This is a genomic window from Luteimonas sp. TWI382, from assembly GCF_039674545.1.
GTDB lineage: Bacteria > Pseudomonadota > Gammaproteobacteria > Xanthomonadales > Xanthomonadaceae > Luteimonas.
In genome coordinates, this window is record NZ_JBDJNS010000001.1 from 81035 (window position 1) to 101394 (window position 20360).

Genomic DNA, 20360 nt, shown 5'->3' on the forward strand with positions numbered 1-20360 from the left:
GGACGCCCCCCCCCAGCCTCAGGCCGCGTCGGCGTACCAGTGGGGCGCCAGCGACGTCTCAGGCACCGCCGGGCCGGCCAGCAGCGCCGCCAGCCCGTGGTCGGCGATCTGCGGATGTACGGCGCGCGCGTGGGCAAGGATCTCGCCGGCCAACGCACGCATGCGCGCGACGTTGTCGCCGATGCGCGTGACGAATGCGTCGGTGTCGAGCGGGTCTGCCAGCGCGCGGTTCATGTCGCGGAACCAGGCGATGTCGAATTGGTCGAGCGAGCGGACCTGCGGCGCGGCGCCGCCGGCATTGCGTGCGCCCCATTCGCGCAGCAGCGGTTGCAGCGCCAGATTGAGCGCGCCCGCATCGGCGAACGCCGGCCGCAACCGGCCCAAGGTCGCCAGATCGGTCAGCCGGTCGGCGAAGAACAGCGGTGCCAGAACCGCCCAATAGTAGGTGTAGTCCCAGATGACCTTCAGCGGCATGACCTGCGCATCGCCGAACAGCGGGTACTGGTCCTGGTAGAGCGTCATGGTGTTCTCGTAGAACGAGAAGTACAGCTGCTGGTACAGCTCGGCATGCCGACTGACATCGATGCCGGCGTGCGACTTGCCGATCAGATCGCAGATGTAGGTATTGCTGATCGCGATGAAGTCGCTGCCGGGCGAATAGAACGGATCGAGGAACAGGCCGGCCTCTCCGGTCAACGCCCAGCGTCGCCCCGAGAACACCTGTTTGACGCTGTGCGAGAAGTGGCGCAGGAACAGGAAATCCTGCAGCGTGTGCTCGGCGCGATCCAGGCTGGCCGCGACCTGCGGCTGGTGGACCCGCAGCCAGTCCATCGCCTTGGCGTGGGTGTTCATCGTCTCGAGCGGATGCATCTTCGCGTCGCAGACGATGCCCAGCGAATGCGCCCCCGACGACAGTGGGATCAGCCAGAACCAGTAGCCCGGCCCGCACATGTGGTTGGTCGAACGCCAGCGGTCCGGCGGATCGCAGCGCTGCAGCCAGTGCGCGTCCTGCGACCAGGTGTTGGGATCGACGATGCCGTCCACCCGCCACCACACCGCATTGGCATCGTGGTCGTTGGGCTGCGCGAGGTCGAGCTTGCGTTTGAGCAGGCCAGCACGTCCGCTGGCGTCGACGAGCCAGCGGCAGCGCAGTTCGCGGATGTCGCCATCGCGCTCGACGCGGACGACGTGGTCGCCGTCGTCGTCGGCCAGGTCGATGCCGCGCACCACCGCGCCGTCGTCGAAGCGCACACCGCGTGCGCGTGCGCGCTCGCCCAAGTGGTTCTCGAAACGGCCGCGGTCGATCTGCCACGATGGGGTGGGCATCAACTGGCTCACGCCCATCTCGGTGCAGCGGTCGACCTGGTCGGCGCCCTCGGAGAAGAAGAAGCGGAAACCGAACTTGCGGATCTGCTCGGTGTCCAGGTGCTCGCGCAGTCCGAGCACGTCGGCGAAGTAGTGCGCACCGATCTCGACGGTCGACTCGCCGACCTTGTGCGCGGCCTCGCGCACTGGATGCGCACGGCGCTCGACCACCGCCACCGACAGCGTCGGTGTGCGATCGCGCAGTTGCAACGCCAGAGTCAGACCGGCGAGCCCGCCGCCGAGGATGAGCACGTCGGTGGTGACGGTCGCGGTATCGGACTTCGGGGGCGTGGCCATGGTGCGGACATCCTGTGTGCGTCGGGGGAGCCGTCGGCGCCGGCCTGGCGCCAGCCTACCGCAGGCCGCGTGGCGGCTCAGCCGGCCAGGGGGGAGTCGGGAGCGGGCGCGTGATCGGGTTCAGGCGAAGGCGCGCCGGGATCGAAGATCACCGGCGGACGACGACGCTTGCGCCGGTAGACGCCGACGAAGTCGCCATGCGCCAGCACCTGGCCGACGACGTGCGAGGTGATCTGGTAGAGGTCGTGGAACAGCCGGAAATGGCTCTTGCGGAACTGCTCGTCGGAATCGACGCTGTGGTAGCGGGTCTCGACCGGCACCGACACCACACCGCAGCCCAGCTCGCGGGCGGCCGAGATCAGGATCTGCGCCTCGAACACGAAGCCTTCGCCCGGCACGTCCTGCAAGGCCAGCACATTGGCCGGATACAGCCGCTGGCCGCTCTGGCTGTCGACCAGGCGATAGCCGCAGCCCCAGGCGATGCCCCAATCGCCGAAATCGTTGCCCAGCCGCCGGTACCAGGGCTGGGTGTCGCGCTTGCGCAGCCGCGCGCCGTTGACGATGCAATTGGGATGGCGTTTGGCGGCCTCGATCAGACGCGGGATGTCGCTGGCACGATGCTGGCCGTCGCCGTCCATCGTCACCACTGCCGCGAGCCCGCGGCGCCGGGCTTCGGCAAAGCCCGCGCGCAAGGCCGCGCCCTTGCCCATCCGGGAGGCGTGGCGCAGCAGCGTGACCGGCAGTGCGGCGACGATGTCGGGCGTGGCGTCGTCGGAGCCGTCGTCGACCACGATCACGTGGTCGCAATGCGCCAGCGCGCCGCTGACGACCTCGGCGATCCGCAGCGCTTCGTTGAGTGCGGGCACGACCACCGCGACATTGCCGCGGTGCAGGGAGGGCGCAGTCATTGCAGGATCTCCAGCGCCAGCTCGCGGTGCGGACCGGCGCGCAGGACCGCGCGGTCGCTTCCGGCGGCCAGTGCATCGAACAGGGGCAGCATCTGCGCCATCGCATTGTGCGGCGCACGCGCCGACAGCGGGCCGGGCGCGGCACTGGCATCGCCGTCGCGCAGCGTCGCCGACAGTCGCGGGCCATCGCCGGCGCGCGTGAGCACCAGCGCGCCGCCGAGCAGGCCTTCGCTGGGCGACATCGTCGACAGCAGGCCGGTGGCCGTACCGTCGTAGGCCACCAGCAGCACCGCCTCGCTGCCGGCCGCGAGCTGCAGCATGGCTTCCACCAGCCCCTGGGCGAACGTGGCGTCGTAGGCGCTGATCGCGGTCGCGGCCTCGGTGCACTCCGCGCCGATCGTCCAGTAGCCGGCCGCCGCGTTGTGCACCGAATTGTGGAACTTGGTCGGCGAGATCGCGGACGGGTCCTGTGCGAGGGTCTCGCACATGTAGTCGGTGATCGCCAATTCGCCGTGGGTGGAGGCGAACACCGATGGCAGTGTCGCCGGCTCGCGGCCGGCGGCCTGGCAGGCCGCGAGCGCCACCTCCAGAGCGACGGCGACCGAACCGGGCGCGCGTCGGCGTTCGTTGGGCGCGAGCAATTGCGGCGACGGACGCGCGGGCGCGGCGTCGGGCAGCGCGCCGGTGGCAGCGAAGGCCTGCGCGGCCGACCAGGCGGGCAGGCCATCGCTCCAGAAGCCGATCCCGGCGATCGTGGCGGTCAGCGCGCTCATGCGGCCGCCTTGCCGAACAGCAGCGCGCAGTTGTTGCCGCCGAAGCCGAACGAGTTGTTCATGGCGTAGTCGATCGTACGCTGGGCGTTGTCGAACCGGATCTGCGGCCCGCAGGCCGGGTCGCGCACCTGCGATTCGAGGATGCCCGGCAGCAGGCCGTGCTCGAGCGCGGTCAGTGCGAACACCGACTCGACGATGCCGGCCGCGCCGAGGGTGTGGCCGGTCCAGCCCTTGGTGGAGCTGGCGTGCAGCGTGGCGGGAAACAGCGCGTCGACCGCATGCGCCTCGACCGCGTCGTTGGCCGGGGTCGAGGTGCCGTGCAGGTTGAGATAGCCGACCTGGGCGGCGTCGATGCCGCCACGGGCCAGTGCGCCGCGCATCGCCAGGAGCGCGCCCAGGCCTTCGGGATGGGGTGTGGACATATGGTGCGCATCGCTCGATTCACCGTAGCCGCGCAGCTGCAGGCCATCGTCGCCGCGCGCCGGGCGCTCGAGCAACGCGAAACCACCGGCCTCGCCGATCGACAAGCCATCGCGCGCGATGTCGAAGGGCCGGCAGCGTTCGCGCGACACCAGCCCAAGCGCATTGAAGCCGAACAGCACGCTGCCGCACAGCGTATCCACGCCGCCCACCAGCGCCGCGTCGACAACACCCGCCTCGATCATCCGAGCCGCCTGCGCGAAGACCTTCGCGCTCGACGAGCATGCGGTCGCCACCGTGATGCAGGGGCCGCGCAGTCCGGTGGCGTGCTGCAGAAAATCGCCCAGCGAATGCGGGGTATGCACGATCGGCCGGGCCAGATCGTCCGGAAACCGGCGCGTGCCGTCGTCGCCGGTCACCGCGCGTGCGTAGGCCTCCTCGCTGGCGCCGATGCTGGCGGTCGAGGTGCCCGCCACCAGCGCAACCCGGTCGGCGCCATGGCGCGCCACCAGGGCCTCCAGCGCGTCGGGCAGGCCATCCTGCTGCAGCGCCAGCCAGGCCAGCCGGTTGTTGCGGCACTCCCAGCGCGCCAGCGCCGTCGGCAGCGGGGCGTCCTCCAGCCCGTCGACGCGACCGATCCAGGTCGGCAGCGGAGTCGCACCGAAATCATTGCGGCGCAGCCCCCCCCTGCGATCGCGCAGGGCCTCGCGCTGCGCCGTCGCGCCGCGGCCCAGTGCGGTCGTGGCGGTGTAGGCGCGGATGGCGACCGGGGGCATCGGCGGCAACGATTGCGATGGGGGCACGTGGGGGGCGTCTTGGGAAACGGCCGAGTATAGCCACCGGGCGTGAGGCTAGAATTCAGGGCGCACCCCAGTACCGCCGTCGCGCAAACCCGCGCCATGTCCCGTCCCCGCCTGCTGCACCAGCTGCGCCTGCTCGTCGACCGCGACGCGCTGCATGCGCTCGTGGTGGCGGTCAGCGCCTGCGTGCTGAGTCTGGGCCTGGTCTACGTGGGCTACGTCGTGCACGTGTGTCGGGTTGCGCGCAATGCGCCCTGCGCGCCGGTGCGCGGGGAGTGCGTGCTGCTGTTCGGCAAGCATGCGCCCGGAGGCCGGCTCGATGCGGATTTCCAGGCCCGGCTGGCCCGGGCCGCGACGTTGTGGGATGCGCGTGCGCCGCGCAGCCTGCTGTTGCTTGGCGGCGGGCCTCAGGGCGCCCCGACCGAGGCGGCGCTCGCACGCGAGGCGCTGCTGGCCCGCGGGATCGCTGCCGATGCGCCGCTGCTGCTGGAGGACCGCTCGCGCGACACCCTGCAGAACCTGCGCAATGCGCGTGCGCTGCTGGCGCAATCGGCCGGGACGCCCGTGGGCCAGGTCACCCTGCTCAGCAGCCGCTACCACCTTGCACGCTGCGCGCTGCTCGCCGGCCACCTGGGCCTGGACTGGGAGCTGTGCGCCGCCGAACCCACGCTGTCCTGGCGCCCGACGACCTGGTGGCGGATCGCGGGCGAGGCCGCCTACCTGTGTTGGACGGACGTCGGGATGCGCTGGGCCCGGCTGATCGGCCATCGCCGGATGCTCGCGCGGCTGGGGTAGGGCAGCGGCCGACGCTAGCGCGCAGTCCGCCCCCGCTGCGCGGGTACGAACCGGGTCTCCACCGCCTCGGCCAACTGGTCGGGCGGCAGCAGGCCCTGGTCGAGCAGGAAGTTGTTGAAGGCCAGGCGGTCGAAGCGGTCGCCCAGCGCCAACTCGGTGCGCATGCGCAGTTCGAGGATGCGGGTGTAACCGTAGAAGTAACTGGTTGCCTGGCCGGGCGCATTGACGGTGTAGCGGTCGAGCTCCTGGCGCGCCATCGCCGGCGACAGCATCACCTCGTCGGTGAGCACGCGGCCAGCGCGCTCGCGGTCGATCAGGCCCAGGTTGAGCATCGGATCGAGCATCGCGCGGGCAGCGCGCAACAGCCGGAACTGCAGCGCGATCAACTGGCCGTCGAGCGGCTCGTAGGGCACCAGCTCGGCCTCGGCGTACAGCGCCCAGCCTTCGACGTTGACCGAGTTGAACGCGAACATCGAGCGTGCCAGCGACACCCCGCGCTCGACCATCGCGGTGAACTGCAGCTCGTGGCCCGGCCGGCCCTCGTGCGCGGAGAGCGTCCAGCGCACCGCATCGAAATTGAAGTCGTCGTAGGCTGCGTCCTCGCCGTCGCCGCCGGGGTTGCCCAGCGGCAGCACGAACGTGCCCTGCTGACCGGTGTTGCCGACCAGCGGCGCTGGGCGGAAATGCGGGGCGGGCTGGGCCGCCGATTCCGCGGCCGACCCCAGCCGCATCTGCATCGCGCGCTGCGGCACGTCGACGATGCGCTCGCGCGCGATGATCGGATCGATCGCGTCGATCACCTCGCGGTAGCTGGCTTGCAGCCGGTCGTCGGCAATCGCATCGCGCTTGAGCGCGGCGATCACCTCGCGGTAGTCGGTGGCGGCGATGTCCTTGTCCTTGGCGACCAGCGGCGCGAGCTGCTGCATCTGCGCCCGGATCTCCATGAAGGCCAGTTGCGCGCGCTGCATCAGCAGCTGCGGGTCGATGTCGGTGCCGTACTGTTTGAGTCCGAAGGCGTAGAGCTCGGGCGGCAGCCGCGTGTCCTCGCGTGCCTTGGGCAGCACGACGGTGCGCGTCCACTGCGCGTAGTCGGCGATCTCCTTGGCGATCGCGTCCAGCGCCGCATCGGCGCCCTCGATCTTGTACTCGGCGAACAGCTCGCGGATGCCGGCGGCATAGGTGTCGGCGCTTTCGAGCGCGCGTTCGACTTCGCGGCGCGTGGGCTGCAGCCGCGTCGTGTCCGACAGGCGTTCTTCGTAGCGCGCGCGTGCCAGCTGCGTGATCGGCACGCCGCCGGGTACAAGGCCTGCATAGCGCTGCAGGCGTGCGAGCGCGTGGCCGCGCCGTTCGGGCGGCGTCTGCGTCGAGAGCAAGGCGTTGATGCCGTTGAACACCAGCTGCGGCGCATCGGTCCACGGCAGCAGGAACCGCTCCTCGAGCAGGCTGCCCTCGATGCTGTCGTCGATGCTGGTCAGCAGGATCTGCAGGTCCTGGCGCACATCCGGGTCGCGCTCGAGCTCGAGCTGGGTCTGCAGCTTCGCCCGCGCCCCGGCGATCGCCTCGCGGTAACGGCGGGCGTGGTCGGGCCCGAGATCGGCGATTTGGTCGTCGTAGCCGGGCACGCCAAAGAAACCGACCGACTCGGGCTGGAACGGTGCCTGGGCGTCGATCAGGATCTGTGCAAGCGTGTTGCTGCGCGCGACCCAGGCCGGCCCGGACGGCTGCGCCGCGGATGCCGTCGCGGCGGCAGGGTCGGCGTGGGCGCCGGCCGCGAACGGCGTGGCGAGGGTCAGGGCGATGGCGAGGACGAGCGGCTTCATGGACAAATCCGGCGGCGGCGATCGGGCCACCGTAGACCCCGTACCCCACCAGGGCAATGCCCGGAAGTCAGGGCGCGATCGCGGGCTCGCCCAAGCCGGTTGCCGGGTCGACCAGGGTCACCCGGCCATCGTCCGTCGCCTTGATGAAGAACAGCGAGCCGTAGCGCCATTGGCCGCGTTTGCGCTTGGCCTCGACATACAGCGTGCCCTCACCCTTGGGCCCGGTCAGCGTCACCATGAGGCTGGCCTCGCCGCTACCGCCGCCGAGGGTCGAGGTGTTGATATTGCCTGCCGGCATGAAGCTCTCGGTCATCGGTTCGCCGATCAGCGCGATGATCTCCCGGTCCGCACGCGCCCGCGCCAGCGCATCCTGGTAGACGTCCGAGTCGACCAGGGCGCTGCGCACCCCGAACAGCAGCGCCGTGATTGCGAGGGCGGCCAGCGCGATCGCGGTGACGATGGCCACGGGCAACGCCCACTTCCAGTGCCGTCGCCACCAGCCGGCTGAGGGCGGGCTGGCAGCAGGACCGGTGGGCAAAGGCGGCGGGACGGCGACCATTCGCGAGACTCCGGCTAAGGTCAGCGTGCGAGGCAGCGTTGCAGGAAGGCCTCGGTGGTGCGATAGCGATGCAATGCGTCGCGACCGCGCAGGCCGTGCTTGGCGCCGGGGTAGGTCATCAGCTCGAACGGGGTGCCGGCCGATTGCAGCTGGCTCATCAGCTGCGTGGCGTTGGTGAACAGCACGTTGTCGTCGGCCATGCCGTGGATCAGCAGCAAGGCGTTGGGCCGGATGTTGCCTGCGTGGGTGAACACGCTGGCCTCGCGATACCCGTCCACGTTGGCCTTGGGCAGCCCCATGTAACGCTCGGTGTAGTGCGTGTCGTAGAGCGCCCAGTCGGCGACCGGTGCGCCGGCGACGCCGCAGGCATACGCCTCCGGCGCCTTGCCCAGCAGCATCAGCGTCATGTAACCGCCGTTCGACCAGCCGTTGACCGCGATGCGGTCGCCGTCGACCCACGGCTGCGCCTTCAACCAGTCCACGCCGCGGACCTGGTCCTCGACCTCGACCGTGCCCTGGCGCCGATACAGTGCACCGCCGAACTCGCGGCCGCGCCGCGGTGTGCCGCGATTGTCGAGCGAGAACACCACGTAGCCACGCTGCGCCAGGTACTGGTGGAAGCTCGCGTCGGCGCGCCCGGGCCAGGTGTCGAGCACGGTCTGCGACGCCGGCCCGCCATAGACGTACACCACGACCGGATAACGCTTGGACGCATCGAAGTCGGCGGGCCGGATCAGCGAGTAATGCAACGGCGTGCGCCCGTCGGCGGCGGTCAGCGTGCCGAACTCGGTAGGCAGGTGCGCGGCCCGATAGGGCGCATAGGGGTGGTCGGCCGCGGCGAGGTCGTTGTCGACCAGCGTGGCGACCTGCGTGCCGTCGGCCCGGTGCAGCGCGATCTGCGGCGGGGTCGTGGTGTTCGACCAGCTGTCGACGTAGACCGACGCGTTGCGCGCGAAGCTGGCGGTGTGCATGCCAGGCGCCGTCGACAGCGCGGTATAGGCCTGCCGGCCGTCGAGCCCGACGCTGTAGAGCCGCGACTCGATCGGCTGGGCGACGGCCTTGCCGTCCTCCAGTGCCATGCCCGCGCGGAAGTACACCAGGCCAGCGGCCTCGTCGACGGCCAGCAGCGCATCGACCGGCCAGTCGCCGCGCGTGAGCTGCGTCGCCCGGCGGCCGTCCTCGCTCATCACGTACAGATGCTGGAAGCCGTCGCGCTCCGACGACCACACGAAGCGACCGTCGGTGAGGAACCGCAGGTCGTCGTGCAGCGGAACCCAGGTGCGGCTGCGCTCGACGAGCAGTGTGCGCTGGCGGCCGGTGGCGAGCGTGGCCTCGATCAGTTCCAGCGTCTGCTGGTCGCGCGACTGACGCTGGAACGTCAGTCGCTGCGCATCGCGCCACTGCACACGAGCGAGATAGATGTCCGGATCGGAGCCGAGGTCGAGGGCGGTCGCGGTTCCGCCCTGCGGCGCGACCACGTGCAGCGAGACGCGCACATTGTCGTCGCCGGCCGCCGGATAGCGCTGCTCGACGACATCGGTGCGATCGGGATAGACCTCGTAGCGCTTCTGCACCGGCACCGGCGACTCGTCGATGCGCGCATACGCGATCGCGCTGTCGTCGGGCGCCCACCAGTAGCCCGTGTGCCGGTCCATTTCCTCATCGGCCACAAATTCGGCCACACCATTACCGATCGTCGCGCTGCCGTCGGTCGTGAGCCGGCGCTCGGCGCCGCTGGCCAGATCCACGACCCACAGATCGCGCGACCGGACGAAACTCACGAAGCCGCCGCGCGGCGAGACCTTCGGGTCGGTCGCGAACCCGCCGCCATTCGTGAGCTTGCGGACCGCATCGCGCCCGGTCTTCGCCAGATCGTAGAGATACAGCTCGCCGCCGAGCGGAAACAGCAGTGTGCGCGCATCGGGCGCCCACTGATAATCGACGATGCCTGATTGTCCGGCGATGCGCTGACGCTCGCGTCGGGCCTTCTCCTCGTCGCTGAGCGTCTCCTCGCCCGGCAGCACGACCTTCGAATCGACCAGCATGCGGGTCTGCCCGCTGGCGATGTCGTACTCCCACAGGTCGAGCTGGTTGCGGTTCTCATCCTTGCCGCGCAGGAACGTCACCCGCGACCCATCCGGCGCGACCTGCGGCTTGAGCAACGTTGGCCCTGACAACGGCGCATCGCCGGTGATCGCCTCGAGCGTGAGACGACCGTCCGCAGGCGGTGTCGTGGCGAGCGTGTCGGTGGCGGTCGTGGCGAGCATCAGAGCGGCAGCGGCAAGGACGGAGCGCATGGCGAATCCAGTGAAGCGGGGAGGGGAGTGTAACGGCTGCTCGTGCGCTGCCTTGTGCGTGGCATCAGCCCGCTGGACAGGCCTCGCTCCGTGCGGCACTGCCCGACCAGCTCCACATTCGATGGATCTGCGGCTGGAAGGTGTGCAGGACATGGCCGCAGGAGGTGCCGGCATCGGGTGGCAGGCAGGCCGCATGCCGGCCGTCGTTGGCGACGTACCAGCGCGCCTGCGTCGGGGGCGTGGCGACGTAGGCCAGCGCAAGCAATTCGGCGGCGACCTTGGGCGCGGGGATTCGCCGCCAGCCGTCGCCGGCGAGCGCGTCGCAGCGGGCGGCATCGGCGAGGGGAGCGGAGACGGGAGCCGCGGTTGGTGTCGATGCGCACGCGGCGAGCAGGCAGGCCGCGGCGCATAGAGGGATCGCTCGCATCGGGCGCGTCCTTGGGGCCGGAGTGGAGTTTCGATCCTACGCAGGGTGTCGGGCGTGCGCACCCCGGATGCGTCGCCTCAGCGGCGGCCCTGCCCGAACAGCTGCTTCTTCTCTTCCTCGCTCAACGGCTTGCCGGCGTCCGGATTGACCGCCCGCGCTTTCGCGTAGGCGCGCTGCGTCGCCGGGCGGGCCTGGATTGCGGCGTGCCAGCGGCGGATCTCGGGATAGGGCGTCATATCGATCGGGGCCTTGTCGTAGACGCCGATCCACGGGTAGGCGGCCATGTCGGCGATCGAATAGGCATCGCCGGCGATGAACTCGCGACCTGCCAGCCGGGTGTCGAGCACCTGCAGCAGCCGGTTGGCTTCATTGGTGTAGCGCTCGATCGCGTAGGGAATCTTCTCGGGCGCGTAGACGTTGAAGTGGCCGTACTGGCCGGTCATCGGGCCCAAGCCTGCCATCTGCCAGAACAGCCATTCGATCGCTTCGATGCGCGTGCGCGGTTCGGCGGGAAGGAAGCGGCCGGTCTTCTCGGCCAGATACAGCAGGATCGCGCCCGATTCGAACACCGTCTGCGGCGCGCCGCCGTCGGCCGGCGCGTGATCGACGATCGCGGGCATCTTGTTGTTCGGCGAAAACGCGAGGAACTCGGGCTTGAACTGGTCGCCCTTGCCGATGTTGACCGGGTGGATCGTGTAATCGAGTCCGGCTTCCTCGAGAAACAGCGTGACCTTGTGGCCGTTGGGGGTGGGCCAGTAATGCAGGTCGATCATGGCGACGCTCCAAAAGACAGGTGCGTCGAGTCTAGGGGTGCTGCCGTCACGCGGCGTGGTGACGCGGCGCACGCTGCGTTGCGGTGATGTGGCCTGGGAGCGCGGGGGCGAGCACGCAACCCTGTCCGGCGGCGGGAGACTTGGGTGGGGCCAACGCTGGGGCAAGCCGGCGCTGATTCGGGCGGGCTCTGGTCCGCAGACCGATTTTCTTGGCGGACGGCCGTTGGCCCCCATCCCAACCTTCCCCCGCGAGCGGAGGAAGGGGCAATCCACGGCCCAGCCTTCCACCCCTGACGGGCGCAATGCCGGCAGGCGGGGGAAGGGGGCAAGCGACTGCGCGCGCTTACTGGGTCTTGCAGTCCAGGCGGTGTGCGGCGTCGGTGCCGACGCGGATATCGGCCACGCCCAGCGTCAGGCCAGCGGGTGCGCGCAGCGCGAACGGCGTGCTGACGCGGGTGGCGTCGAGGCCGGCGGCCGTGAGGCACTTGAGCGGCACGCCGATCGTCGTCCATTCACCGCGCGGCAGCGAGCCCAGCCATGGGCCGACCGGCAGCCGGGCCTCGCAGCCCTCGCCGCAGCCGGCGAACAGCGTGACGTCACCGGCGGCGGGCACAGCATCCACACGCACGGTGGCGAGCAGCAGCGAATCGCCGTTGGTCTCGCGGCTGAGGTCGAACGGCGAATGCGACAGCAGTTCGGCGGTCGCGTTGCCGGTCCAGGTCAGCAGGCGTGCGCCTTCCTGGGTTTGGTAGTCGACCGCGGCCAGTGTCAGCGTGCCGTCGGGCGTGGCGACGCGCGGGTGCAGCACGTCCGCGCCGCGACCGTCGGTTCCGGTCACCACCAGGCGCAGGCCGGGACCGGGGACGCCGCGGGCGAAGTAGCCCGCGTCCTTGCCGTCCTCAGCGCTGACGCCGGCATCTTCCGGCAGTGCGGCCAGGTTGCCGTCCTCGGCGTAGCTCAGGCCATGGCCGAAGGCGAACAACGGGTCGTAGCCCTCCATGCCGACGTTGTTCGCGTACTGGTCGCCGCGTCGCGGCCACGAGAAGCTCAGCTTGCCCTTGAAGTCGTGCTGCACATTGCCGTCGGCGCCGCGCAGCAGCACGTCGGCGATGCCCGCGCCCTCCGAACCCGGCAACCACGCCGCGACGAAAGCGTTGGAGGCGTTGATCTCCCGGTTCATCCACAGCGGGCGGCCGCTCAGGAACACCGAGACGACCGGGATGCCTTCGGCGCGCAGGCGCTTGATCAGTTCGAGGTCGGCGTCGTTGCCGGGCTTGTAGAGCAGGTTCGGCAGGTCGCCGAGGAACTCGGCATACGGATCTTCGCCGAACACCACGATCGCCACGTCCGGCTTCTGCCGATACGTACCATCGACGGCGAGCTGCGCGCTGCCACCGGCCGCGGTGACCTGTGCGCGGATGCCGTCCCAGATGGTGTCGCCGTTGGGGTAGTCGGCACGCTTGGTGCCGGTGCCCTGCCAGTTGAGTGTCCAGCCACCGGACTGCTTGCCCATGTCGTCGGCGCCGTCGCCGGCGACCAGCACGCGCTGCTTCGGCGCGATCGGCAGCACGCCGTCGTTCTTGAGCAGCACCAACGATTCGCGCACCGCGCGGCGTGCGACCTCGCGGTGTTCCGGCGCACCGAGCAGTTCGAACTTCCCACCCAGCGCACGCGCCGACGGCTTGGGTGCATCGAACAGGCCCATGCGGAACTTGACGCGCAGAATGCGACGCACCGCATCGTCGAGCCGCGCCATCGGCAGCTCGCCCGACTGCGCGTGCTTGACCGTGCTTTCGTACAGTCCCCGCCAGCTGTCGGGCGCCATCGCCATGTCGAGACCGGCGTTGAAGGTCGACGCGCAATCGGTGGTCGTGCAGCCGGGAAGCTGGCCGTGGCCGTTCCAGTCGCCGACGACGAAACCGCCGAAGTTCATGCGGTCCTTGAGGACGTCGGTCAGCAAGGTCTTGTGCCCGTGCATGCGCTGGCCGTGCACGCTGTTGAACGAGGCCATGACCGCCTGCGCCCCCGCCGCGATCGCCGGCGGATAGCCTGCGCCGTGGATATCGCGCAACTGCGCTTCGGTCACAGCGGTCTCGCCCTGGTCCTTGCCGCCGGCGGTGCCGCCGTCGCCGAGGTAGTGCTTGACCGAGACCATCACATGGTGATCGTCGAGGAAGTCCGGCGCGCCGGGCTTGCCCTGCATGCCCTCGACCACCGCCGGTGCGAACGCGGCGACGATGTCGGGCGACTCGGAGTAGCCCTCGTAGGTGCGGCCCCAGCGGTCGTCTTGCGGCACGGCGACGGTCGGCGCGAACGCCCATTCCATGCCGGTGGCGCGGGTCTCGATCGCGGTGACGCGGCCGATCTCGCGCATCAGCTCCGGGTTGCGCGTTGCGCCCAGGCCGATGTTGTGCGGGAACAGGGTGGCGCCGACGATGTTGCTCTGGCCGTGCACGGCATCGATGCCGAAGATCACCGGGATCGCCTTGCCACCGCCCGAGGTGTCCATCGAGGCTTCCCAGAAGGCATCCGCCAGCGCCAGCCATTCGGCGGGCGATGCATCGTAGCGGCCACCTGGATCGGAGTTGCCGCCGGCCAGGATCGAGCCAAGCCGATACTTGCGCAGGTCGTCGGGCGTGATGTCGGCGATGTCGCCCTGGACGATCTGGCCGACTTTTTCCTCGAGCGTCATCGTGGCCATCAGGTCGGTGATCTTCTGCTCCAGCGCCGCGTCCTCGGCGAGCGGCCAGCGCGTTTCGGGCCAGTTGGCTGGATCGATCGCACCGGCATCGGCAGTGTTCCCAGGCGTCGCGCTGGCTGCCGCCGCCGGTGCCGCTTGGTTGCCGCAGCCGGCCAGCGCGAGTGCGGCGGCGAGGGCCAGCAGGCGCTGGCCGGCCGGTCGAGTGGCGCCCCGGCGGGCCGCCGGTGTGGGCTGGATGGACATCGTCGGGTTCCCCTCCGCTACGTGGTCGTCAGCTTGGCTGACAGCGTTGTCATGTACGCCGCAGAATACCGCAAGCCGTCCGCGATGTTTGCTGCAGAGCGGCATAACCGCGACCGACCCCGCGCCGCCATCATGAAGTCGATGCCGGTCTGGCAGAATCTGTCGCGAAATCGCACCGACTCTGGATTCCACTACATGCGTGTCCGCATCGAGGACGTCGCCGCAGAGGCCGGCGTGTCCATGAAGACCGTCTCGCGGGTGCTCAACCGCGAGCCCAACGTCGCCGCGGCTACGCGCGCGCGGGTCGAGGCCGCGGTCGGCAAGCTGCGCTACACGCCGCATCCCTCGGCGCGCACGCTGGCCGGGCGCCGCTCATACCTGGTCGCGATGCTCTACGACAATCCGTCGAGCAACTACCTGATGGAGGTCGAGCTTGGCCTGCTCGACGCCTGCAAGGCGCACCACTACAACCTGATGCTCGCGCCGCTGGTCTACGACGCGCGCGACATCGTCGACACCGTCGAGGCGATGGTCGAGCAGTCGCGCCTGGATGGGGTGGTGCTGACGCCGCCGATCACCGACGACCCGGCGCTGCTGGCGCGGCTCGACGAGCTCGACGTGCCCTACGCGAGCATCTCGCCGATGGAAGCGCACCGACGGGTCGGCGTGACCGTGGACGAGGGCAGCGCGGTGCGCGAGATGATCGCGCACCTGGTTTCGCTGGGGCATCGCCGCATCGCGCACATCAAGGGGCACCCCGCACACGGTGCCACCGGCTGGCGCTTGGCCGGCTATCGGGCCGGACTGCGCGAGGCCGGTCTGGCCTTCGATCCTGCCCTGGTCGTGGATGGCGAGTTCTCGCACGAATCGGGATTCCGCGCTGCAACACGACTGCTGGCACTACCCGAGCCGCCGACCGCGATCTTCGCGGCCAACGACGACATGGCGGCCGGTGTGATCTGCGCGGTGTACGAGCTCGGGCTGCAGGTGCCGCGCGATGTCTCGGTCTGCGGCTTCGACGACACCCCGATCTCGCGCCATATCCATCCCGCGCTGACCACGGTGCGCCAGCCGACGCGCGAGATGGGCCAATTGGCCGGGCTGGAACTGCTCAAGGCGCTGCGCGATCGCGACGAGGCCGGCATGGTCGAGGTGCCGTATACGTTGCAGCTGCGCCGCTCTACCGGCCCGGCGCCGCGCTGATCGGCGCGCCGAAGGGGCGGCCGCGGTCGCTCCCGTCCATCCGGGACGGCATGGCTGGGACACAGCGTGCGCTGGGGCACGCACAATGGGCCGTCGAGCCGGTATCTTCGGCATTCGAGCCTGACCGGCGCCGGCGCATCCGCCGCGTCGCACGTGCCACTCCGGGGACATGGATATGAGCAGCCCAAGCATTGCCGGCGACGCGTCCGCGCGCGCTGCCGAGAACACCCGATTCATCGTCCTGATCAGTTGTGTCGCCACGATCGGCGGCTTCCTGTTCGGCTTCGACAGCGGCGTCATCAACGGAACGGTCGACGGCCTGCAGCAGGCCTTCGGTTCGAGCAAGGCCGCGCTGGGCTTCGAGGTCGCCTCGATGCTGCTGGGCTGCGCGATCGGCGCGTTCTTCGCCGGCCGGCTCGCCGATCGCTGGGGGCGACGCAGCGTGTTGATCATTTCCGCGGTGCTGTTCCTGTTGTCCGCGATCGGCTCGGGTGCGGCCACCAGCTCGTTGATGTTCATCGCCGCGCGCGTGCTCGGCGGCTTCGCGGTCGGCGCGGCCAGCGTGATGTCGCCGGCCTATATCGCCGAAGTGGCGCCGGCACGCTACCGGGGCCGGCTTGCGACAGTGCAGCAGATCGCGATCATTTCCGGCCTGTTTGCGGCCTTCCTGAGCAACTATCTGCTCGCCCGCAGCGCCGGCGCATCGACCGACGCGCTGTGGCTGGGCGCGCCGGCCTGGCGCTGGATGTTCTGGATGATGGCGTTCCCGTCGCTGCTGTTCCTGGCGCTGTTGATGCTGATTCCCGAGAGCCCGCGCTACCTGATGGTCAAGCGCCGCCACGGCGAGGCGCTCGCGGTGCTGTCGCGGCTGTACGGCCCGGTGCAGGCGCAGACGACGCTGGGCGAGATCGAACGCTCGCTGGCCGGCGATCAGCATCGCCCGCGGCTGTCGGACCTGGTCGACCGGGTGAGTGGCCGCATCCGGCCGATCGTCTGGGTCGGCATCGGTCTGGCGACGTTCCAGCAGCTGGTCGGCATCAACGTGGTGTTCTACTACGGCGCGGTGTTGTGGCAGGCGGTCGGCTTCTCGGAAAGCGATGCGCTGCTGATCAACGTGCTCTCCGGTGCGCTGAGCATCGGCGCCTGCTTGGTCACCCTGGTCTTGATCGACCGCATCGGCCGCAAGCCGCTGCTGTGGATCGGCTCGCTCGGCATGGCGGTCTCGCTGGCGGTGCTGACCTGGGTGTTTGCCAGCGGCGCGCTGGTCGATGGACACCTGCAGTTGCCGGACGGCATGGGCACGGTGGCGCTGATCGCGGCCAATGCCTACGTGGTGTTCTTCAACATGTCCTGGGGCCCGGTGATGTGGGTCATGCTCGGCGAGATGTTCCCCAACCAGATCCGCGGCTCGGGCCTGGCGGTCGCCGGCGCCGCGCAATGGACCTCGAACTTCGCGATCACCATGAGCTTCCCGGTCCTGCTGGCCGGCATCGGCCTGGCCTCGGCCTACGCGATCTACATGGTCGCCGCGTTCGTCTCGGTGGGCTTCGTGCTCAGGTACGTCCGCGAGACCAAGGGCCGCGCGCTGGAGCAGATGGAGGGCTGAGGCGGGGTCGAGGGGCGCGTCGCCCGAACGCCGTGCCGGGGGCGGGATGCCGGCGGGCGTTCAGGCCGGCGCGGCCGGGCAATAGCGCTGCAGATAGTCATGGTGCGCGGGCAGCGCATCGACCGTGCGCTGCACATCGGCGCGGACCGCCGAAAGGAAGCCGCGCAGCTCTTCATCGCCCATGAGGTCGGGGACGGGGTGGCGATGCCGGGGCACGATGCCCTGGCCCAACATCACCTGGATCCAGGAGTTCTCGGCGAACAGTTCGCCCGGCACGTGATACACGGTGCCGGTTTCTCGGAACAGGTCGATGCGATGCTGCAGCGTGTCGGGCAGCGGCATTTCCGCGACATATCGCCAGTACGCCGAGTCTCGCCGCTCGGTGGCGTGGTAGTGCAGGATCACGAAGTCGCGCACGTGCTGCAGTTCCTCGTCCATGCGCGCGTTGTATTCGGCGATGGCCGGCGCGGCGAGCACCTGCGGGAACGCCTGCAGCAAGCGGACGATGCCGCGCTGGATCAGATGGATCGTCGTCGACTCCAGCGGCTCGATGAAGCTGGCCGCCAGGCCGAGCGCGATGCAGTTGCCGCGCCAGCTCTGCAGGCGGCGACCGGGGCGGAAGCGCAGTTGCAATGGCTCGCGCAGCCGCTCGCCTTCGATGCTCGACAGCAGGCGCGCCCGGGCCGTGTCGTCGTCGACATGGCGGCTGGCGTAGACGATGCCGTTGCCCATGCGGTGCTGCAGCGCGATGCGCCATTGCCAGCCCCAGGGCTCGGCGATCGCACGCGTGTATGGGGCTGGCGGGCGGACCGCCGCGGTCTGGGTCGCGATCGCGCTGTCGTTGAGCAGCCAGTGCGACCAGTCCTCGAAGCCGACGCCGAGCGTCTGCCCGATCAGCAGCGCGCGAAAGCCGGTGCAATCGACGAACAGGTCGCCTTCGATCGTGCGGCCGTCGGTCAGCTGCAGCGCGCGGATCAGGCCCGAGTCCGGGTCGGCGACGACCTCGCCGATCCGGCCCTCGATACGCCTGCAGCCGTGCGTCTCGCTGATGCCGCGCAGGAAGCGGGCATACCGTCCGGCATCAAGATGGTAGGCGTAGTTCATCCGGTAGTCGGACAGATGGGCGAATCGGTGCCGCAGCGCGGCCTGCAGTTCGATGCAGTAGGCCGGATAGTCCTCGGCCAGGCCGCGCTCGCGGCCGCGCATCCAGAAATGCTGGAACCCCGCGCTCCAGTGGTCCTTGCCGGTGATGCCGAACGAGTGGAGATAGCGATGGTCGGTGTTGCGCCAGCCCTCGAAGGAGATACCGAGCTTGATCGTCGCCTGCGAGGCCGCCATGAAGGCCTGCTCGTCGATCCCGAGCAGCCGGTGGAACGTGAGCATCGTCGGAATCGTCGCCTCGCCCACGCCGATGGTGCCGATATCCTCCGACTCGACCAGCGTGACCTCCAATGTGCGGCCGAGCAGCTTGCAGATTGCGGCGGCGGCCATCCATCCGGCTGTGCCACCGCCGGCGATCACGACCCGCCGCACGGGTGTCTGCGGCAATAAGGACTCGGACGGCGACGATGGCGACATGACGCTCCTTAGCGGTTGAGGCGTTGCAGCAGCCGCGCACGCAGTCTGCGCGCGCGTTCCGCATCCAGGGGGGCGAGCGCCCCGCGTGCGGCATCGGGAATGTGCGCGGCGGTGGCGTCGCCGGGGGCGAAGACGTAATGCTCGAACACCTCGCGCCAGATCGCCCGTTGCGCCGGCGGCAGGTCGCGCACGCTCAGCAGCGCATGCATCAGCGCATCCATCGGTGTGTCCATCCAACCCGGCGATTGGCGCCACCAGTAGTTCACCAGCACGTTGAAGGGCTCCAGGCCCTCCATGTGGTGCCACCACATCGACGGAATCAGTACCGCATCTCCGGCCGCGAGCTCGGCCACCTGCGCATGGCGCATGGCCTCGGCGAAGCGGGGGAAGCGCTGAAGGTCGGGCGCCGCGAAGTCGACCAGGCTGATCGGCTGGCCGGCCGGGGTCAGGTCGAGCGGACCGACATACAGATTGGCGAGCTGGTCGGGCGGAAACAGGGTGACCCGCCGCCGGCCCGCGGCCACACAGGCCAGGTTGTCGGGCAGGTCCTGGTGTGCGGCAATGCGCGTGCGATTGCCGATCCAGATGCTCGCCAGCGGTGTGCGTTCGCCCAGCCCGACGACGTTGTCGCCGCGCAATCCCGGCAGCCAGGTGTCGATCGTCGTCGAGGCCACATAGATCGCGGGTGGCGCGGGATCGTCGAGATAGTTCAGCAGCGTGCGCAGCACCACCGGCAGCGGCACCTGCTCGCGCCTGAAGTTGAAGCCGTCAAGCGATGGGGTGTAGAAGAAGCGGCCCGCGATCTCCGGTGGCCCGACTGTGACGACCACCGGCGGCGCGTCTTCGCGCGCAAGATCGGCCAGGTAGCCGGCAGCGGCCTGCGCGCTTTCGCGTGCGGCGCGCACCAGCGGCCAGTCCGCAACCAGGCCACGCAGCACGACCGGCGTCTGGCTGCGCAGGATCTCGTCCGGAAGCGCGTCCGGACGCAGATCCTGCCGCTCGGCGATGGGGTCAGCGGACCAGGCCATCGGTACGGTTGGTCCGGTCGATGAGGTCGCGCAGTCGCGACATCGAGGCCATCGCCATGTGGATGGCCTCCAGGTGACCGGCGGCGTGCAACTGGCCGGCGGTATCGGGCGCCAAGCTGCGGACGCGGTCCTCGGCGATCGTCAGCAGGCCGTCGAGCCGCAGCGTGCGGCCGCTGTCGAGCCGGACCTCCAGTGCGAGGGGCTCGAGCAACTGATGGGCGGCCAATGCAGCGACGAACCCGGGCACCGTCGCCAGCCCGTCGTGAAGCGCTTGCAGTACCGTCTGCACGCGCGCAAGCAACGGGCTCAAGCCGCCGTGCTCGAGAAACAGCGGCTGTCCGCCATCCGTGCGTAATCGAGGACTGTCGAGATCGACGTGGATCGTCGGGCCCGCCTCGCTGTGACCGATCAGGAACGGTTGGCGCTCCATCGCCAGTGGGATGTAGGCCGCGTCCCATCGCCCGTCGACGAGGAAGACGTTGTACCCTCGCTCCAGACCGAACAAGGCCAACGGCTGGATGCGGTCCTGCGCATCCTGGTGGAACACGATCGGGTAGTGCGCCTGGATGTCGCGGAACTCGCCGGGAAAGGTCTGCGCCAGCATCACGCCATCGCCCAGCGAAGCACCGCGCGCGGTCTCTACGCCCAGCGTGCGGTGTTCGATGCTGTCGAGCGGGACGTGTCGGGGCATCTCCGGGACCTGCGCGATATCGGGACGGCGGGCGGTCGGTACGGCGCGCGGCTTGCAGCCGTGCGCCGTACCGGGG

At 69.8% G+C, this 20360-nt stretch carries 16 protein-coding genes; 3 read left to right on the plus strand and 13 right to left on the minus strand.

The features are described 5' to 3' along the window. Positions 1–18: 18 nt before the first annotated feature. The 4 genes from ABE505_RS00415 to ABE505_RS00430 all read right to left on the minus strand — a co-directional run bounded on the left by ABE505_RS00415 (position 19) and on the right by ABE505_RS00430 (position 4539). Positions 19–1662 (minus strand): tryptophan 7-halogenase, encoded by a 1644-nt coding sequence (locus ABE505_RS00415; protein WP_346444209.1) that lies wholly within the window; start codon positions 1660–1662, stop codon positions 19–21. Between the two features lie 77 nt (positions 1663–1739). Beyond that, on the minus strand, positions 1740–2570 hold the full coding sequence (locus ABE505_RS00420; protein ID WP_346444211.1) for a glycosyltransferase family 2 protein: 831 nt from the start codon (positions 2568–2570) through the stop codon (positions 1740–1742). After that, positions 2567–3343, minus strand: a complete 777-nt coding sequence (locus ABE505_RS00425; protein ID WP_346444213.1) for a beta-ketoacyl synthase chain length factor — start codon at positions 3341–3343, stop codon at positions 2567–2569. Before ABE505_RS00425 ends, ABE505_RS00420 begins: the two co-directional genes overlap by 4 nt. Further along, positions 3340–4539, minus strand: a complete 1200-nt coding sequence (locus ABE505_RS00430; protein ID WP_346444215.1) for a beta-ketoacyl-[acyl-carrier-protein] synthase family protein — start codon at positions 4537–4539, stop codon at positions 3340–3342. The genes ABE505_RS00425 and ABE505_RS00430 overlap by 4 nt, the downstream gene beginning before the upstream one ends. A gap of 123 nt (positions 4540–4662) precedes the next feature. On the opposite strand from ABE505_RS00430, the gene ABE505_RS00435 reads away from it, so the two are divergent. Continuing rightward, positions 4663–5358: a YdcF family protein gene (locus tag ABE505_RS00435; protein WP_346444217.1), complete on the plus strand. Its 696-nt coding sequence runs from the start codon at positions 4663–4665 to the stop codon at positions 5356–5358. A 14-nt stretch (positions 5359–5372) separates the two neighbouring features. Here ABE505_RS00435 and ABE505_RS00440 read toward each other — a convergent pair whose 3' ends face one another. The 6 genes from ABE505_RS00440 to ABE505_RS00465 form a co-directional block, all read right to left on the minus strand. After that, complete coding sequence (locus ABE505_RS00440) at positions 5373–7178, minus strand: DUF885 domain-containing protein (RefSeq protein WP_346444218.1); 1806 nt, start codon at positions 7176–7178, stop codon at positions 5373–5375. 67 nt (positions 7179–7245) lie between these two features. Further along, complete coding sequence (locus ABE505_RS00445) at positions 7246–7644, minus strand: cytochrome c oxidase assembly factor Coa1 family protein (RefSeq protein WP_346444219.1); 399 nt, start codon at positions 7642–7644, stop codon at positions 7246–7248. A gap of 113 nt (positions 7645–7757) precedes the next feature. After that, positions 7758–10034 (minus strand): S9 family peptidase, encoded by a 2277-nt coding sequence (locus tag ABE505_RS00450; RefSeq protein WP_346444220.1) that lies wholly within the window; start codon positions 10032–10034, stop codon positions 7758–7760. Positions 10035–10098: 64 nt separating this feature from the next. After that, a complete protein-coding gene (locus ABE505_RS00455; RefSeq protein ID WP_346444221.1) occupies positions 10099–10461 on the minus strand; it encodes a hypothetical protein in 363 nt (120 codons plus the stop codon). 77 nt (positions 10462–10538) lie between these two features. Further along, positions 10539–11234, minus strand: coding sequence for a glutathione binding-like protein (locus tag ABE505_RS00460; protein ID WP_346444222.1), 696 nt, complete (start codon positions 11232–11234; stop codon positions 10539–10541). 343 nt (positions 11235–11577) lie between these two features. Further along, complete coding sequence (locus tag ABE505_RS00465; RefSeq protein ID WP_346444223.1) at positions 11578–14178, minus strand: exo 1,3/1,4-beta-D-glucan glucohydrolase; 2601 nt, start codon at positions 14176–14178, stop codon at positions 11578–11580. A gap of 195 nt (positions 14179–14373) precedes the next feature. Here ABE505_RS00465 and ABE505_RS00470 point away from each other — a divergent pair, with 195 nt between their 5' ends. Together ABE505_RS00470 and ABE505_RS00475 are read left to right on the plus strand one after the other, a co-directional pair. Next, entirely contained in the window at positions 14374–15381 is a 1008-nt protein-coding gene (locus ABE505_RS00470; RefSeq protein WP_346444224.1) for a LacI family DNA-binding transcriptional regulator, read from the plus strand. Positions 15382–15556: 175 nt separating this feature from the next. Beyond that, on the plus strand, positions 15557–16987 hold the full coding sequence (locus tag ABE505_RS00475; RefSeq protein WP_346444225.1) for a sugar porter family MFS transporter: 1431 nt from the start codon (positions 15557–15559) through the stop codon (positions 16985–16987). Positions 16988–17047: 60 nt separating this feature from the next. Here ABE505_RS00475 and ABE505_RS00480 read toward each other — a convergent pair whose 3' ends face one another. From ABE505_RS00480 to ABE505_RS00490, 3 genes are read right to left on the minus strand one after another with little or no spacing between them, the layout of a single operon-like run. Beyond that, the gene (locus ABE505_RS00480) at positions 17048–18565 is read right to left on the minus strand and encodes a tryptophan halogenase family protein (protein ID WP_346444226.1); all 1518 of its coding nucleotides are present in this window, start codon (positions 18563–18565) and stop codon (positions 17048–17050) included. 8 nt (positions 18566–18573) lie between these two features. Continuing rightward, positions 18574–19593, minus strand: a complete 1020-nt coding sequence (locus ABE505_RS00485; RefSeq protein WP_346444227.1) for a cupin-like domain-containing protein — start codon at positions 19591–19593, stop codon at positions 18574–18576. Next, on the minus strand, positions 19577–20284 hold the full coding sequence (locus tag ABE505_RS00490) for a SapC family protein (protein WP_346444228.1): 708 nt from the start codon (positions 20282–20284) through the stop codon (positions 19577–19579). The genes ABE505_RS00485 and ABE505_RS00490 overlap by 17 nt, the downstream gene beginning before the upstream one ends. Positions 20285–20360 lie beyond the last annotated feature (76 nt).